Below are 17178 nucleotides of genomic sequence, written 5' to 3'. Positions count from 1 at the left end.
CCCATGCACATTGGTCGATTGCGCCCCTGGCCGCTTAAACGGTTATCTATAGCCACGCGAAGACTTCCAGGCGAGCTGCCGGCAGCAGGATGCTGCGGTGTCCGCCCTCTAACAATGGCCTTTCAAGGCGATAAAAATAGTCTGCAAGGGGAATGGCTCTACATGAAATATCCATTGCGTCCGTTGGTGTTCTGGCCAACTTTCCTGATCCTGCTGGCGGCGGTGATCGCCAGCTACGTCGACCTGAATGCATTCCTTGCGCTGAGCAAGCAGCTCAACAACCTGATCCTCAAGAACTTCTCCTGGCTGTTCAGCGCTGGCTCGTTTGCCATGGTGGTGCTGACCGCTATCGTGTATTTCTCCGCATTGGGCAAGGTGCGCATCGGCGGCGAAGACGCCCGGCCGTTGCTGAGCAAATGGCGCTGGTTCATGGTGGCGCTGTGCACCACGCTGGCGGTCGGCGTGCTGTTCTGGACCACCGCCGAACCGCTCTACCACCTGTACGGCCCGCCCACCAGCCTGCCGATTGAAGCGGGCAGCGCGGCGGCGAAAAGCTTTGCGATGTCGACGATGTTCCTGCACTGGACCATCACCCCATACGCCATCTACCTGGTGCCGTCCCTGGTATTTGCGCTGGTGTTCTACAACCGCCGCAGTAACTTCTCGATTGGCGCGATGCTCGAACCCTTGCTGGGCGCGGCGCGGGTCAAGCGCTACGCCGGGCTGATCGATACCTTGGCGATGTTCGCCCTGGTCGCCGGCATGGCCTCGTCCCTGGGCACGGGCGCACTGACCCTGGCCGGTGGCCTGAGCCAATACATCGGCGGCGAAACTACACCGTTCCGTTTAGCGGTCATCATCGCGATCATCGTCATCACCTTTGTCGCCTCGGCGGCCAGCGGCCTGCAGCGCGGCATTGTGATGCTGTCGTCGTTCAACACCTGGATCATGCTCGCCCTCGGCCTGTTCGTGCTGTTGTGCGGGCCGACCCTGTACATGTTCAGCCTCGGCGTCGAATCCCTCGGCGTGTACCTCGACACCTTCTTCAGCCGCAGCCTGTCCACCGGCGCCGCGAGCGGCGACACCTGGCCGCAGAGTTGGACGGTGTTCTACTGGTCGGTGTGGTTTGCCTGGGCGCCGGTCAGCGCGCTGTTCCTCGGCAAGATCGGTCGGGGCTACACCGTGCGCGAATTCATCCATATCAACATGCTCTACCCGGCGTTGTTCACGGCGGTGTGGATCTGCATCTTCTCCGGCGCCAGCCTGTATTTCGACGCGCTCGGTGACGGCAGCCTCAACCGCGTATTGAACGAACAGGGCGTGGAGCACGTGCTGTACCAGATGTTCCAGCACCTGCCGGCCAGCGGCTTGATGATCGCGTTCCTGCTGTTCGTGGCGTTCATCTCGTTTGTCACCGCGGCGGACTCCAGCACCGACGTGATCGCCAACCTGTGCAGCAAAGGTGTGACTGCCGACTCCGACCTCGACGGCAACCCGATGTTGAAGATCGTGTGGGGCGTGATCATCGGCACAGTGTCGTGGGTGATGGTGTCGTTCATCGGCATCGACGGGGTGAAGATGCTGTCCAACCTCGGTGGTTTGCCGGGGATGATCCTGGTGCTGCTGGCCAGTACCTCACTGATTTTCTGGCTGAAGAACCCGGCGTTGCTCGAGGTGAAACGCTTGCGACCGACCGCTGAGCCCGAGCTGCGTGGTACCAGCACCGTCACCGAATTCGCCCGCTAGACCCTCAAACCTGTGTGTCTGCCCACGCGCTCCACGACGAGCGCGGGGGCGTCGTTTGTTCGCAATAAAAGTTTGGAGTTACCGATGGAAACCGTTACCGAATTTGCCTACAAGGTCCGTGAAATCGAGCACTGCCTGATCCCGCTGAAGGACGGCACCCAGTTGGCCGCGCGCATCTGGATGCCGGAAGTCGCCGGCCTGCAAACCTTCCCCGCCATCCTCGAATACCTGCCGTACCGCAAACGCGACGGTACGGCCGTGCGCGATGCGCTGACTCACCCGTGGATGGCCGGGCAGGGCTATGTGTGTGTGCGTGTCGACATGCGCGGCAACGGCGAATCCGAAGGCTTGATGGCCGACGAATACCTGTTGCAGGAACAGGACGACGCCCTCGAAGTGATCGACTGGCTGTGCCAGCAGCCGTGGTGCGACGGCAACGTCGGCATGATGGGCATCTCCTGGGGCGGCTTCAACGGCCTGCAAGTCGCGGCGCGCCAACCCGAGGCGCTGAAGGCGATCATTACCCTGTGCTCCACCGACGACCGCTTCGCCGATGACATCCACTACAAGGGCGGCAACCTGCTGCTGGAGAACTTTGGCTGGGCCGCGACCATGCTCAATTTCAGCGCTGCCGTGCCCGACCCGCTACTGGTTGGCGACGCCTGGAAAACCCTTTGGCAGCAACGCCTGGACAGCATGCCGCTGCTCGCCGAAACCTGGTTGCAACACCAGACCCGCGACGATTACTGGCGCCACGGCTCGGTGTGCGAGGACTATTCACAGATCAAGGCGGCGGTGTATGCGGTGGGCGGTTGGGGTGATGCCTACCGCAATACCGTGTCGCGGCTGATGCAGCATCTTCCGGGGCCGAAGAAGGCAATGATCGGCCCGTGGATTCACAAATATCCACACTTCGCCGTGCCGAATCCGGCCATCGGCTTTCTGCAAGAAGCCAAGCGCTGGTGGGATCACTGGTTGAAAGGCATCGATAACGGGGTGATGGATGATGCAGCCTGCACATTCTTCCTACAGGATGTGCTGCCGCCCAAGGGCAGTTACGCCGAGCGGCCGGGGATCTGGGTGCAGACGGCGGGGTGGCCGGCCCCCCAGGTGCAGTGGACTGATTTCAGCCTCGGCGAGCACGGCCTGATCCCTGGCCGACAACCGTTGGCCACGCCGCGCAGTATCTGCTCGCCGCTGACCACCGGCCTGCACCAGGGCGAGTACTGCGCCATCTGGTTCGGCCCCGACGGCCCGACTGACCAGCGCCGCGACGACGCTCATTCGCTGTGCTTCGACTCGCCGGTGCTGACCGAACCGCTGGCGCTATTGGGCGATGCGCGTCTCACGCTGCGCCTGGCCAGCGACACGGCTTGCGGCCAATTGGTGGCGCGGCTGAATGCGATTGCGCCGGATGGCCAGGTCACACAGATCAGCTACGGCGTACTCAATCTCACGCTTCGTGAGGACTTTTCCCGTGTTACCCCTGTAGTCCCTGGTGCACCGATGGACGTGCACCTGAGCCTGGACCACATCGGCATGCGCTTGCCCGCTGGCTATCGTCTGCGCCTGGCTTTGAGCACCGCGAGTTTCCCGTTGCTGTGGCCGAGCCGTGAGCTGACCACCCTGACCTTGCTGCCCGCCCTGCAAAGCCTGCAACTGCCGGTGTTCAGCGGCGCGGCGGTGGACTGCCCGTTCGAAGCGCCGCAGGCCGCCACTCCGGTTGCCCTGCAAGTGCTGCGCGCCGCGGCGCCGAAACGCACCTTGATCGAAGACGTGGGCAGTGGCGAAGTCTGCGTGAAGATCGAGGACGACCTCGGCTCGGTGCGGTTTACCGACCACGGCCTGGCGGTGGACCAACGTTGCACCGAGCAATACCGCACCTCTGCCTGGGACCCGTTGTCGACCCGTGCCGACATCCAGTGGCACTACCGCGTCGGTCGCGACGAATGGGAGGTGGAGGTGGAAAGCCGTCTGAGCGTGCACGCCGATGCCGAGTGGTTCTATATCGAAGCGGAGCAGACTGCCTGGGAGAACGGCCAGCTGGAGCACCGCCGCCAATGGAGCAAGCGCGTGGCCAGGGTCGCGCTGTAAGCGGGCAACTGGCAGGATGCCTGCCAACGAATGCCAGTCGTCGGTAAAGGGCGAACGCACTACCTGTGGTGAGGGAGCTGGCTCCCTCGCCACAGGTGACGTTTTACGCTTTCGGGTGCTTGACTGGCTGGCATCAAGGGCACCCGAGTCTGTCTCTGCTATTGGAACCTGTCATGTCGCGCCGAAACGTCGATCTTCCCCCGCTCAATTGCTTGCAGACTTTCGAAGCGGCGGCCCGCCATTTGAGTTTTACCCAGGCCGCCCATGAATTGAACCTGACCCAGAGCGCGGTCAGCCGCCAGGTCAAGCGTCTGGAAGAAGACCTCGCCCGCCCGCTGTTCTATCGACTGGCCCAGGGGCTAAGCCTGACACCCGCCGGGGTGCGTTACTTCCGCACGATCCAGCGCCTGCTGCGCGAACTCGATCGTGAGTCCGCCGAACTGCGCCGACGCGGCGCCGACCGCCAGTTGACCCTGGCCAGCACGCCGACCATCAGCTCGATCTGGCTGGCCGGCTTGTTGCCGCAATTCCAGCGTGAACACCCGGACCTGGATATCCGCATCCTGTGCAGTGAAAGCCCCGGCCACCTGGATGTCAGCGAATATGACCTGGGCCTGTTCTATCACCTCGACGAACTGCCGGCGCCCCATGGCCTGGAGCTGTCGCCGGTGTTCGACACCGAGCAGGTCATCACTGTGTGCAGCCCTGCCTATATAGAGCGTCACGGTCCGATTCGCGATGTGGAGCACTTGCTCCACGCCCACACCTTATTGATCGTCGAGGACCACTACCACGACTGGCTGACCTGGACCGATTGGTTTGCCGATGTCGGCGCCCACTACCACACCCCGCGGCATGCGCTGCGCACCAACAGCTATCAGCTGTTGATGCAGTCGGCGGTCATGGGCCATGGCGTGGCCCTTGGCTGGAAGAGTCTGCTGCAAGGTGAACTCGACGCCGGTCGCCTGCAAATGGCCTTGCCCCACACCATGCACAGCCGGGGGCGCCTGCACCTGATGCAACCCCATCACCGCAACCCGCCATCGGCGGCGCGCAGTTTTCGCCAATGGCTGCTGGCCCATGCCAGCCATGTGAACAAGCCTCTCTGAGCCACCATGAACCTGACTTTTCTGACCTTCCCCGCGCTGTACAGCGCGACCATCCTGATGCTCACCGGCAACGGCTTGTTTTTCAGTTTTATCGGCCTGCGCTTGAGTAGCCAGGGCATCAACGAAGTGTGGATCGGTGCGCTGACGGCGGCGTACTACGGGGGGATGGTCTGCGGCGCCAAGTTCGGCCACCGCATGATCGCCGGCGTCGGGCACGTGCGCTCGTATGTGGCCTGTGCCGGAGTCGCCACCATCATCGTGCTGCTGCACGTGTTGTTCGAGCAGTTGGCGTTCTGGCTGGCGCTGCGATTTGTGATGGGCCTGGTGATGATGAACCAGTACATGGTCATCGAAAGCTGGCTCAACGAGCAGGCGGAAAACAACCGGCGCGGCGCGGTGTTCGCCGGTTACATGGTTGCGGTGTCCCTGGGCTTGATGCTGGGGCAGGGCGTGCTGATCTGGCGTCCGGAGCTGGATTTCAAACCGCTGATTATCGTCGCGATCTGCTTTGCCGCCTGCCTGCTGCCGGTGACCATGACCAAGCGCCTGCACCCGGCGAAGCTGGTAGCGGCACCGCTGGAAGTGGGGTTTTTCTGGCAACGGGTGCCCCAGGCGCTGACCACGGTGTTTGTCACCGGCCTGATGATCGGCGCGTTCTACGCCCTGGCCCCGGTGTTTGCCACACGCAACGGCTTGAGCACGGGCGAGGCAAGTACGTTTGTCGCGGTGTCGATTTTTGCCGGGCTGTGCGGCCAGTGGCCCATCGGCTGGCTGTCGGACCGCATTGACCGCTCGCGCTTGATTCGCGCCTGCGCGTTAGCGTTGGGGCTGTTGGTGATCCCGCTGTGGGGGCTGGTACAACTGCCTTACGCGTTGTTGTTGCTGTTCGGTTTTCTCAGCGGCTTGCTGCTGTTCACCCTCTACCCGTTGGCGGTGGCGCTGGCCAATGACAACGTCGAGCAGCCGCGACGTGTACCGTTGAGCGCGATGATGCTCGCCACCCACGGCATTGGTGCCAGCCTGGGGCCGATACTCAGCGGCGCGTTGATGAACAGCTACGGCCACGGCGCGTTCTACATGCTGTTTTCCGCCTGTGCGCTGCTGCTGATCTGGCGCGTGCAGCCCAAGCAGGTCACCGGCGAATACCTGGTCGACGGCGCACCGTTGCACCACGTCGCCATGCCCGAACACCCAATGGGCGCGGTACTTGATCCGCGTGTCGACGAGATCCCCGAGGCGCTGGTGATCAACGACCCGCCGCCCGACATCAAGGTGTGACGGCTATTCGGCTTTTTTCTTGCGCGGCCGGCGCGTGGCCAAATGCTCGAAACAAAACGACGCGGTGCCGAACACGGCGATCAGGGTCAGTACGAGCATGCCGAGGGTTGAGCTTTCCACGGTGAATTCCTACGTGATGGGGTAGGTGTTCACCGTAGTGGCGGGGCGAAAGAGCCTCAATAGACCCGACGTTTTCCTTACGGCGTCGGGCCCATTGTTACGCACTCTTTACGGGGCGTTACGGCTGTGACGGTAGTCGCTGACCGCTTCGTACACCGCTTTGCGCAAGCGGTTGATGCCGCCGATGGGGCGGTGTTCGGCGACGCCGAACCATGGGTTGAATGACTGGTTGTCGCACGCCAGGTTCAATGCCGGGGTGTCGAAGTCCTGCGCCGGGATCGTCACTTTCGCCACGGTTTCGTAAGGCGCATCGCTTTCCTTCCACTCGATGCTGGTGTCTTCGATCGGCATGAATTTCTGCGGGTTCTGCCGCTGGATCTGCAACACGAAACACGCTGCTACGCGGTCGGTCGACAACTGCTGGTTCAACGCACTGCGCAGGAAGTTCGGCAGGTCCTGGTTCTGCTTCGGCAACTGGTATTGCGGGCAGCTTTGCGGGTCGGGCGCAACACGGAATTTGGCGTTGGCCGCGCCGAACTTGTAGGGCGATACGGAAAAGTATGTGGTCTGCGTCGGGCTCGCCGGTGCGGGGGCCAGGGTTGCCAGGGCGATAAACAGATGGCGTACCTGCCAGCTGCGCGGGTCGGCCTTGGGGAAGAACGCCAGCACCTTTTTGCCGTCAGCCTGGGCGCCGATGTTCTGTGCGTACTCGGCCACATCGCTGACGAAAAAGTTCGGGTGACTGAACATCACGAAGTCCTGCTCGGTGCGGCTTTGCTGGTCGGCCAACAGCTGCTTGCCCGGTACATCCAGCAGCTTGATCGCCATGCCGCGTGCATCGCGGATGCTGTCGAACTGCGGGTACGCGTTGCCGTTGGACAGCCGCATCATCGCCTGCCAGGTCTTGCCCGGTTGGGCAAACACGCCCTGGCGCAACGCCGGGTCGAGGTCGGCGAGTACACTGACTTCGGCCTTCACGCAACCATGGGCCTTGGCATGGGCGTCACGCAGGTAGCGCGTGCCTTCGCGGTGCTGGTCAACGATGCGCACCGCAGTCTGGATAATGCCTTGGGTCATGGCGGCTTCACCCGCCGGGATCTGCTCCTGCGGCGACACCGGGCCGCTGTGTTGCCAGGCGAACCAGGCGCTGGAGGCCAGCCATCCCAGCAGGCCAAGGCCCACCAGCCACAGTAGGGTCTTGCCGAGAAACGCGCCGATGCGTAGCCAGAGGCGGGCGAGCAGGGAGGGTTGGTCGTATCGAGAACGGATAATCATGGCAGTTGTTGCTCCAGCGGGCCGCCCAGCACTTTGAGGTATTCCAGCAGCGCCCAGCGTTCCTGCGGCAGCAAGCCGCGGCCGATGACGCCATTGCCACGCTGGCCTGCACGGAATTCGTGGCCGCTGTTGTGGTTGCCGGTGATTTTGGTATCGAACAGGAACGCGTTCTTGAACGCGGTGGTTTCGAAGCCCAGGTGACGCGGGTCGTAGGCGAAGGTGCCTTTATAGAAGGTGGTGCTGCGTTCGTCCTGGGGCGAGAGCAACTGGTAGATTGTCGGCACCGAGCCGTTGTGCAGGAACGGTGGCGTGGCCCACACACCGGCCAGTGGTCGCGCCTTGTAGGCGCGCAACTCACGCACGCCGATGGGCAGGCCGTAGCCGTCCAGGCGCGGACGCTCGGCCGGGGTCACGCCGGCGGCGCGGTAGGCGTGCTCTTCGACGAATGCGGTGACGTAGGCCAGGCCCTTGGCCACGGACATCTTCTTCAGGTCCAGGGGTTCGGTCGGCGTGGGGTGCAGTTGCACATTCAGTTGGGCCAGCTCGGCCGGGTCCCATTGCAGGGCGCTGAGGTCGTAGCGTTGGTCGGCGATGTTATTGGCGGTGCCAGGGTCGGTGCCGATGTAGTCCACCGGCAGCATTTTCAGCTGTTGCACCGGGCGGCCGTTTTCCTGGGTGACGCTGGGTACGTGGCAGCCGGCGCAGTTTTCGGCGAACAGCGCGCGGCCTCTGGCGGCGAGGGGTTTGTCCACGGCACCGAACAGGTCCTCGGGCCAGGTCGGTGGCTTGAGGCGTTGCAGGGTTTCTTCGATCCTGTTGAGGTCGCGCACGCGCACGCTGGAGGGGTAACGCGCAGCGCCTTGCAGGGGTTGGCCGGCGTTGTCGAAGAGGGTCAGGGTGGCGCCGACGCCGAGGGCTTCGCCGATGTTGCGTGCCATGGGCTGCTGGGCCGAGCCGTTCCATTGCACCCAGTCGAAAGTCCAGATGTCCCACAGCTGCGGGTAGTCCACTGGTGCATTGGCGATGCGATAGTTCTCTGGGGAAATCGCGTCGCCGAAGCTGGCATTGGCGATACGGCCAAATGCGTCGGTACGGCCGGGGCCTTCTTCGGTGGGGTAGAGGCCGCGATGGGTGTCATTCCAGGCGACTTTGAGGAAGGTGTTCAGCGACTGTTTGAAGTCCTGGCGCAGTTGGCTGTGTTCGGCGTCGTAGCGATTCCCCAGCACCTGGCGGGCAAAGCGTTCGAACTTCCACGGGTTGTAGTAGGTGGCGGCAAGGCTGGCGACAAGGGCCTGGCCAAAGCTGCCGCCGCGCAGGGTCGGTACGCTGGAAGGCAGCACATGCTGGGCCGAACCGCCGTCGATGCGCAGGGCCTGGCCTTTGAAATGCAGCTCGCCGGTGTGGCAGGCGGCGCAGGTGATGTCCAGGTATTCGGCGGTGTTGTCGGCGTTCTTGTGCCGGGCGAAACCCACGGGCAGGTTGCCGGGGTTTTGAGCGCTGGGCACTTGCTTGGGGTCGACCAGGAAACCGAAGCGCGCCAGGTATTCCGGCGTGGCAAAGCGCTGCTCGGAGAACGGCAGTTCCAGGGCGGTGAACCAGTCGTAGTGCAGGCCTTTTACCTGGGTGCCCTGGGGCGTGAAGTAATAGGTCTGGCGGTCGGCGGCACTCCATTGGTCCCCGTAGTGCACCTGCTGCACGGGCACGTAGTCCGGCAGCTTGGGATTGACGACGTAATAGAGCACCACGGCCAGGATCAGCCCCAGAGCCGCGAGGATCAGGAGTAAAACGCGGGAAAAAATGCGCAAGATAACTATCCTTGTCGAGTGGTAGCGCTGTTATGCCACTACGCCACAGGTGCGGCAAGTGGCCATGAGCCTCGTTTGAGGTGGTCCCGCGATCCATCGCGGGCCTCCATCATGAATGAAAATGCTTTTAAACACGTGAACTTATCAGAAGTTTTCGGCTCACATGCCGGTAGCCATTGGTCGTGGCCGCCTGATAAGCTCGCGACTTTATTCGAATGCCCTTTAGGCGCATGAACAAGGAAATAGCATGAAACAGCATCGGTTGGCGGCGGCGGTGGCCCTGGTTAGCCTGGTACTTGCGGGTTGTGATTCGCAGACCAGCGTAGAGCTGAAAACCCCGGCGCAGAAAGCTTCCTACGGCATCGGCCTGAACATGGGCAAAAGCCTTGCCCAAGAAGGCATGGATGACCTGGATTCCAAAGCAGTAGCCCAAGGCATTGAAGATGCCGTCGGCAAGAAAGAGCAGAAGCTCAAAGACGACGAACTGGTTGAAGCGTTTGCCGCCCTGCAAAAGCGTGCTGAAGAACGCATGACTAAAATGAGCGAAGAGTCGGCAGCCGCCGGCAAGAAATTCCTCGAAGACAACGCCAAGAAAGACGGCGTCGTGACCACGGCTTCCGGCCTGCAGTACAAGATCATCAAGAAAGCCGACGGCGCCCAGCCCAAGCCGACCGACGTGGTGACTGTGCACTACACCGGCAAGCTCACCAACGGCACCACCTTTGACAGCTCCGTGGATCGCGGTAGCCCGATTGACCTGCCGGTCAGCGGTGTGATTCCGGGTTGGGTCGAAGGCCTGCAACTGATGCACGTAGGCGAGAAGGTCGAGCTGTTCATTCCTTCCGCATTGGCCTACGGCGACCAGAGCCCGAGCCCGGCGATTCCAGCCAACTCCGTGCTAGTATTCGACCTGGAACTGTTGGCCATCAAGGACCCAGCCAAGGCTGAAGCCCCTGAGGCACCTGCTGCACCCGCCGCCAAGAAGTAATCGGCGCCTGAACACACAACGCCCCGTCTCGACGGGGCGTTGTCGTTTGTAGTGAGCGGGCTTGCCCCGCGCTGGGGGGCAAGCCCGCTCACTACATGCGATTCAAGCGAACGTCTGTGACGGGTGACAGTCTGATATAACACTCGAACACGGCTAGCCGCACAGCAACGCCAAGTCAATGAAATATTGGGTTTTTTTCAAGTGCGCAAAAAACGCCCGATCTGACTGCAAGCCTTGTAAACCGTGGCTTTCAGCCAGCAAAACCGGCTCTGTTCACAAGGTTATCCACAATTTGTGTGGATAACATTTGTGTTCGCCTGGAACTGGAGTGACGAATGAAACCACCCTTCAATTTCACCCGTTTCCTGCCCATGGCGGCGCGTTTGCTCGGCCGTGGCCGTTTGCCTACGCTGCTCTTCGCGGTCGCTGCCAAGGGCTCCAGCCAGGGCAACCGCCTGGGTAAGCTCAAGGATGATCTCAAATTGCTTCAGGCCCTGTGCCTGGCGTACTGGCGTGGCGAGTATCGGGCGATCAGCCCCAAGGCACTGGTCTCGGTGGTGGCGGGGCTGATGTACTTTCTCAGTCCGATCGATGCGATCCCGGACTTTATCCCGTTGTTCGGCATGCTCGATGACATCGCCGTGCTGGCATGGCTCATGAAGACCCTGGACGACGAGCTGAGCGCTTTTCGTGCCTGGCGTGAGGCACAGCGTCCTGAAAAGCTCGCGGTGGTTGAGCGGCTCCCTGCGACGCCGGCACTGCTGGCCAAGGAAAACCCGCAAAAAAACTGACGATACGGCTATCCTCTGCGACCTTTGTGGCTGTTAGGATTACACTCCTAGGGAAAGAGCTTACTTAGTAAGTGTTGTTATCCTACGGGGCAGTCATGGATATTCAGATAATTTCACGCAATGGCGAACCCGAATACGCGGTGTTGCCTTGGGATCAATACCAGGCGCTGCTGAAAGCTGCCGGTCAGCAACAACCCGCTACACCTCCCCCCGTTTCTACTGCCCAAGCCGCCGTCCCGGATCTGCGCCCGCTCGCAGACCTGCGCGGCTTGCGCGAAGCCAAGGGCCTGGCAATCGAGGCCCTGGCCCGTACCGTGGGCATCAGCCCGTCGTATCTTGGATTGATCGAAAGTGGTGAACGCCAGCCGGATGCCGCGATCCGCCGCAGCCTGGCCTGGGAATTGGGCGTTGCAGGTTGGAGGGATGAATCTTGAGCCTACGTATCAGCCGTCAACATTGGGATGGGTTACTCAACGAACTGGACCAGGCGCGCCGCCAGCGCCATCTGCTGACGTACCGCGCGCTGCTGGAGCGCCTGCAATTCCCCACGCCGGCCATGCAAACCCTGGCCGCCGCCCTAGAACACCTGGCAGCGCTGGACGCCAAGGCCGAGCAGCCGTTGCGCAGTTCCCTGGTGATCAGCCAGGGTGCGAGCCGCCTGCCGCGTACCGGCTTCTTTGAATGTGTGGAGCGCCTGGGGCGTTTCAGCGGGCCGTCCGATGGCGTGGCCGCGGCATCCTGGCATGCCTCGGAAGTGGTACGGGTATTCGAGTACGAATACCCGGAATCTGCCGAGGCCTAAAGCGCCTGGGGCAGCGCGTCCATGCTGTCGATCACATGGATGCTGTAGCCGGCCACGTCCTTGGCATGGTGCTTGGCTTGCGACGCCAACTCCGCCAATTGGCTGGCATCGAGTTGTCCACAGGCCTGTGGATATAAATGCACCACGCCGATGGACAGCGACAGTAACGCGAACTCCTGACGTACGCCCTGGCGGTTCAACGCCACGAAGCAGCCAGCCTCGAGGTGCTCGGCACGGTAGAAGCGCCTGCACTGGGTGTGGAAGTCATCCAGCAGTTGGTTGAGCCGCTTGCGCCAATCCTGCGGCCCCAGTACCAGCAAGAAATCATCTCCGCCGATATGCCCGACAAAGTCGCGGCTGGCGTCGACCCGGTCGTTCAGGCACTGGGCCAGGCACAGCAACACTTCATCGCCACGCCCATAGCCGTAGATGTCGTTGAACGGCTTGAAGCTGTCGATATCCACGTAACAGATCACCGACTCCCGTTGTTGTTGCAACAACCGCGTCAGGCATTGCTGAATCGGTACGTTGCCGGGTAGCAACGTCAGCGGGTTGGCGTAGCGTGCCTGTTGGATTTTCAGCTCGGTGATCAGCTTGAGTACGTCGATCACGCGGCCCAGCCCCAGGTAATCGCCGTTGAGCGTAATGATGAAATCTTCTTCGATACGCTGCCGTGCACGGCTGGTCAGCAGGCGGCTGACCTGTTGCAGCGACTGGCTCAACTCCACCGCGAGAAAGTCGCTGCTCATCAAGCGGCTGATGGGCTTGCGCGCAAACAGGTCGGTGGCGAACGGCTTGAGCAGCGCATCCGACAGCGAATGCCGGTGCACGATACCCACCGGATGCCCGCGGCCATCAAGCACCGCCAGGGAGTTGAGGTTGGCCTGGCGGCGAAATGCCTCAAGCACCTGGGCGGTGGCGGTGTCCTGGTCCACGGCAGGTTGTTCGTTGAGCAGGGCGCTGAGGTCGCTGCCTTCGTCGCTCAGGGCCACGTTGGCGCTGTCGGGCCTGGGCAGCATTTGGCGTGGTTCCTGCGGTGGATTTTCCTGGGGACGACAGAGCAGATAGCCCTGCACCAGGTCCACGCCCATCTCCGTCAGCACCGCCAGCTCTTCCGGCAACTCGATGCCCTCGGCGATCACCTGGGCGCGGGAGGCCTTGGCGATTTGCAGGATCGAGCCGACAAACTCGCGCTTGAGCGCATCCTGATGGATGCCGTCGATAAAGTGCCGGTCGATCTTCACGTAATCCGGACGCAACTCCGACCACAAGCGCAGGCTGGAATAGCCGGCGCCGAGGTCGTCCAGGGCAATCGAGAACCCCATGTTGCGGTAGTGATGCAATGCGGTTTGCAGCAGGTCGAAATCGTCGGTGGGGGTCTGTTCGGTGAGCTCGATCACCACCTGGCTCGGTGGGATGCCATAGTCGCGCAGCAATTGCAGGGTGCGCCCGGGTTGGTGCGCCGTCTCCATCAAGGACTCCGGGGAGATATTGAGGAACAGCTTGCCCGGCAGTTTCTGTTCGCTGAAGCGCCGGCACGCGCTTTCGCGGCAGGCCATTTCCAATTCGCTCAGACGCCCCGCCTGGCTGGCCACCGAGAACAGCGCGACAGGGGAGTGCAGCGGGCTGTTGGAGGGGCCACGGCTAAGGGCCTCATAGCCGAGGATGCGTCGTTCGGACAGGCAGATGATCGGTTGGAACAGGCTGTGCAAACTGCCTTGAGCCAGGATTGAGCCCAATGCATTCAGCTGTTCGGTCATGGTCATGGCGATCTCGATCGAAAAAAAAGGACCGCGGGCGGTGAGCCGACGGTCCTTCATTTCACGACAGAATGATGTCTATATGATGACAGCTCGGGTCGCCATCACATTAAATTGCCATCATTTACTGCTTGGCCACCTGCTTGCTGATCTTCAGGTAGTCCAGCAGGATCCGGCCAGTCTCGGCCAGGTAGGCGTCGTCTTCCGGCTTGGTTTTTTCCGCCTCGGCCGGCAGCGCATCTTCATCTTCTTTCTTCAGCTCTTTGAGCGGGTCTTCGCCTTTGGCCTTGCGGCGGACGTTTTCCAGCACCAGTTGCTGATTCTCGATGTCGGCATGCTGCTTGCGGCGGTCGACTTCGTTGAGGCTGACGGATTTTTCTTCCATCAACTTTTTGGCCAGGGCCAGCTTGTCGCGGATGAACACGAACTCGGCATCCTTGGCGGAGCGGGTGTCGTGGTCAGCCTTCAACTGCACCAGGAATGGCTTGAACGGGTCGGACGCTGGCTTGATCGCAGGGCGGATGGTATCCCACGGCATGGCTTCCGGCAGGGCGCTTTCGCCGATTTCCTTAGTGTCGATGATCGACGGGAAATCGATGTCCGGCAGTACGCCCTGATGCTGGGTGCTCTGCCCGGAAACCCGGTAGAACTTGGCCAGCGTCAGCTTCAGCTCGCCATGGTTCAGCGGCTGGATGGTCTGCACGGTGCCTTTGCCGAAGGTCTGGCCGCCGATGATCAGCGCGCGGTGGTAGTCCTGCATGGCGCCGGCGAAAATCTCTGAGGCCGAGGCCGAGAGGCGGTTGACCAGCAACGCCATCGGGCCTTTGTAGAAGGCGCCCGGGTTCTCGTCTTCGAGCACGTCGACACGGCCGTCAGCGTTGCGTACCAACACGGTCGGGCCCTTGTCGATGAACAGGCTGGTCAGCTCGGTGGCCTCCTGCAGGGAACCGCCGCCGTTGTTGCGCAGGTCGATGACCACGCCGTCGACTTTTTCCTTCTGCAACTCTGTCAGGATTTTCTTAACGTCGCGAGTGGTGCTCTTGTAGTCCGGATCGCCAGCACGGAACGCCTTGAAGTCCAGGTAGAACGCCGGGATCTCAATCACGCCCAGTTTGTAGTCCTTGCCATCCTGCTTGAGGTTGAGGACTTTCTTCTGCACGGCCTGGTCTTCGAGCTTCACCGCTTCACGGGTGATGGACACGATCTTGCTGGTCTGGTCGTTTGGCGCATTGGTGTGTGGAATCACTTCAAGGCGCACCACGCTGCCTTTCGGCCCACGGATCAGCTTGACCACTTCGTCCAGGCGCCAGCCGACCACGTCGACCATCTCTTTGTCGGCCTGGGCCACGCCGATGATCTTGTCGGCCGGGGCGACCTGCTTGGTCTTGTCCGCCGGGCCTGCCGGCACCAGGCGCACGATCTTCACCTGGTCGTTGTCGCTTTGCAGGACGGCACCGATGCCTTCCAGGGACAGACTCATATTGATGTCGAAATTTTCCGCGTTATCTGGCGACAGATAATTGGTGTGCGGGTCGTAGGACATCGCGAAGGTGTTGATGTAGGCCTGGAAGATGTCTTCGGCACGGGTCTGGTCCAGGCGCGCCAGCTGGTTCTTGTAGCGCTTGGTCAGCAGTTCCTGGATCGCCTTGGGGTCTTTGCCGGCGATCTTCAGGCGCAGCACTTCGTCCTTGACGCGTTTGCGCCACAGGTCATCCAGTTCTGCGGTGGTCTTGAGCCAAGGGGCGTCCTTGCGGTCCACCAGAAGGGTTTCCTTCTCGGTGAAGTCGAGCTTGTCGGTGCCTTTGTTCAGCTCAGCCAAGGCGAAGTCCAGACGCGCTTTGACGCGGTCCAGATAACGCTTGTAGATGGTGAAGCCGGGCTGCAGGTCGCCGCTCTTGAGGAAGTCGTCGAACTGCGTCTTCCACTTGTCGAACTCAGCGATGTCGCTGGCCAGGAAGTAGCTGCGCGACGGATCCAGCAGCTTGAGGTAGCTGTCATAGATGATCACCGAGCGAGCGTCGTCGAGCGGCGGCTTGCTGTAGTGATGGCGCTTGAGCAACTCGACGACGTTAAGGCTGGCAATCACCTCATCGCGATCCGGCTGAAGGTTGTCCCAGCTGTTGGCTGCGAACGTATTGGTCGACATCGACGCGAAGCCGAGACCAATGAAAAGAGCGAGGGCGGTGCTTGGGAACAAATGCTTCATGCTGATTCGACGCGGGGGCAATTGATAACGCATATTAGGCCGTCTTTGAGGGAGCCGGTTCCATATGGTCCGGTCGCATAATGCAAAAAGCCCGGCGCTACTGCTACGGGCTCAGTCCAGACTCACTATGGAGGCACTGTGAAAGCATTGCAAGGCGTTGACGGTCACGTGGAGTGGTTGGAAGAACCCAGTCCTACCTGCGATGTAGGCCAAGTTCGCATTCGTGTGTCGGCAGCGGGCCTGAATCGCGCCGATTTATTACAGCGTGCGGGGCTTTATCCGCCCCCTCCGGGTGCCAGTGCAGTGCTGGGCCTGGAGTGTTCCGGGGTGATCAGTGAAGTGGGGGCGGGCTCGTCCTGGCAGGTCGGTGACCGCGTCTGCGCGCTGTTGGCCGGGGGTGGCATGGCCGAAGAAGTGGTGGTGGATGCGCGCCATGTATTGCCGGTGCCGGAGGGGCTGTCGCTGATCGAGGCGGCAGCGTTGCCTGAGGTGTACAGCACGGCGTGGCTGAATCTGTTCCAGTTGGCGGGCCTCAAGCCCGGTGAAAAAGTCTTGCTGCACGCAGGCGCCAGTGGCGTGGGCTCCGCGGCGATCCAGCTGTGCAAGGCATTTGGCAGCCCGTGCTGGGTCAGCGTGGGCTCGGCCGAGCGCCTGGCGTACTGCGAAGCTCTGGGTGCCCAAGGCGGCGTGGTACGTACGGATGGGATAGAAGGGCTGCGGGATTTCGGGCCGTTCGATGTGATTCTCGACCCGGTGGGCGGCGACTATGCAGCCCTTGACCTCAAGCTGTTGGCCCTGGATGGTCGCTGGGTGTTGATCGGCCTGATGGGCGGTCGCGAGGCCAAGCTGGACCTGGCCCAGGTGCTTGGCAAGCGCATCCAGTTGCTGGGTTCGACCCTGCGTAGTCGCAGTGATCAGTTCAAGGCTGGCCTGTTCAGCGACCTGAGCCAACATGTATGGCCGTTGTTTGTCGAGGGGCGCCTGAGCCCGCAGTTGGCCAAGACGTTCCCGATCAAGGATGCCGAGGCGGCGTTTGCCGAGCTGGCGACCAACCAGATTTCCGGGAAGCTGGTGTTGGTGATCGATGAGACGCTGGCCTGATCTTTAACTTGGAATGCAACCAATGTGGGAGCTGGCTTGCCTGCGATAGCGGTGTGTCAGATGAAGAATTCTTCACTGATATACCGCTATCGCAGGCAAGCCA

The 17178-nt window shown here is 61.7% G+C and carries 13 protein-coding genes; 9 read left to right on the top strand and 4 right to left on the bottom strand.

Going from position 1 to position 17178, the window contains the following annotated elements; translation table 11 throughout:
- Positions 1 to 162: 162 nt before the first annotated feature.
- The 4 genes from OPU96_RS24810 to OPU96_RS24795 all read left to right on the top strand — a co-directional run bounded on the left by OPU96_RS24810 (position 163) and on the right by OPU96_RS24795 (position 6227).
- Positions 163 to 1746, top strand: a complete 1584-nt coding sequence (locus OPU96_RS24810; protein WP_498559873.1) for a BCCT family transporter — start codon at positions 163 to 165, stop codon at positions 1744 to 1746.
- Between the two features lie 84 nt (positions 1747 to 1830).
- Complete coding sequence (locus tag OPU96_RS24805) at positions 1831 to 3840, top strand: CocE/NonD family hydrolase (RefSeq protein WP_498559872.1); 2010 nt, start codon at positions 1831 to 1833, stop codon at positions 3838 to 3840.
- A gap of 173 nt (positions 3841 to 4013) precedes the next feature.
- Complete coding sequence (locus OPU96_RS24800) at positions 4014 to 4949, top strand: LysR substrate-binding domain-containing protein (RefSeq protein WP_498559871.1); 936 nt, start codon at positions 4014 to 4016, stop codon at positions 4947 to 4949.
- A 6-nt stretch (positions 4950 to 4955) separates the two neighbouring features.
- The gene (locus OPU96_RS24795; RefSeq protein WP_226455488.1) at positions 4956 to 6227 is read left to right on the top strand and encodes an MFS transporter; all 1272 of its coding nucleotides are present in this window, start codon (positions 4956 to 4958) and stop codon (positions 6225 to 6227) included.
- Between the two features lie 228 nt (positions 6228 to 6455).
- Here OPU96_RS24795 and OPU96_RS24790 read toward each other — a convergent pair whose 3' ends face one another.
- Together OPU96_RS24790 and OPU96_RS24785 are read right to left on the bottom strand one after the other, a co-directional pair.
- Entirely contained in the window at positions 6456 to 7622 is a 1167-nt protein-coding gene (locus OPU96_RS24790; RefSeq protein ID WP_498559870.1) for a catalase family protein, read from the bottom strand.
- Positions 7619 to 9427, bottom strand: coding sequence for a di-heme-cytochrome C peroxidase (locus OPU96_RS24785; protein ID WP_498559869.1), 1809 nt, complete (start codon positions 9425 to 9427; stop codon positions 7619 to 7621). The genes OPU96_RS24790 and OPU96_RS24785 overlap by 4 nt, the downstream gene beginning before the upstream one ends.
- A gap of 247 nt (positions 9428 to 9674) precedes the next feature.
- Between OPU96_RS24785 and bamJ the strand changes: the two genes are divergently transcribed.
- From bamJ to OPU96_RS24765, 4 genes are all read left to right on the top strand, one after another.
- Positions 9675 to 10415 (top strand): BamJ family beta-barrel-assembly machinery protein, encoded by a 741-nt coding sequence (bamJ, locus tag OPU96_RS24780; RefSeq protein WP_192298880.1) that lies wholly within the window; start codon positions 9675 to 9677, stop codon positions 10413 to 10415.
- Between the two features lie 335 nt (positions 10416 to 10750).
- Positions 10751 to 11206, top strand: a complete 456-nt coding sequence (locus OPU96_RS24775; RefSeq protein ID WP_226455491.1) for a YkvA family protein — start codon at positions 10751 to 10753, stop codon at positions 11204 to 11206.
- Positions 11207 to 11301: 95 nt separating this feature from the next.
- Positions 11302 to 11640 carry a helix-turn-helix domain-containing protein gene (locus tag OPU96_RS24770; RefSeq protein ID WP_192301208.1) on the top strand — a complete coding sequence of 113 codons (339 nt, stop codon included), beginning with the start codon at positions 11302 to 11304 and terminating at the stop codon, positions 11638 to 11640.
- Positions 11637 to 12008 (top strand): hypothetical protein, encoded by a 372-nt coding sequence (locus tag OPU96_RS24765; RefSeq protein ID WP_005786715.1) that lies wholly within the window; start codon positions 11637 to 11639, stop codon positions 12006 to 12008. Before OPU96_RS24770 ends, OPU96_RS24765 begins: the two co-directional genes overlap by 4 nt.
- On the opposite strand, the gene OPU96_RS24760 is transcribed toward OPU96_RS24765, so the two are convergent.
- Both OPU96_RS24760 and OPU96_RS24755 read right to left on the bottom strand, forming a co-directional pair.
- The gene (locus OPU96_RS24760; RefSeq protein WP_226455492.1) at positions 12005 to 13774 is read right to left on the bottom strand and encodes a bifunctional diguanylate cyclase/phosphodiesterase; all 1770 of its coding nucleotides are present in this window, start codon (positions 13772 to 13774) and stop codon (positions 12005 to 12007) included. The genes OPU96_RS24765 and OPU96_RS24760 overlap by 4 nt on opposite strands.
- A gap of 118 nt (positions 13775 to 13892) precedes the next feature.
- Complete coding sequence (locus OPU96_RS24755) at positions 13893 to 15974, bottom strand: carboxy terminal-processing peptidase (protein ID WP_226455493.1); 2082 nt, start codon at positions 15972 to 15974, stop codon at positions 13893 to 13895.
- Positions 15975 to 16112: 138 nt separating this feature from the next.
- Between OPU96_RS24755 and OPU96_RS24750 the strand changes: the two genes are divergently transcribed.
- Positions 16113 to 17075: a zinc-binding dehydrogenase gene (locus OPU96_RS24750; protein WP_226455494.1), complete on the top strand. Its 963-nt coding sequence runs from the start codon at positions 16113 to 16115 to the stop codon at positions 17073 to 17075.
- The last annotated feature ends 103 nt before the right edge of the window (positions 17076 to 17178 follow it).

The sequence above is a fragment of the Pseudomonas sp. RP-B7 genome (assembly GCF_059803535.1).
The sequence above is the reverse complement of the archived record's forward strand: the minus strand, read 5'-3'. Positions and strand labels throughout refer to the sequence as shown.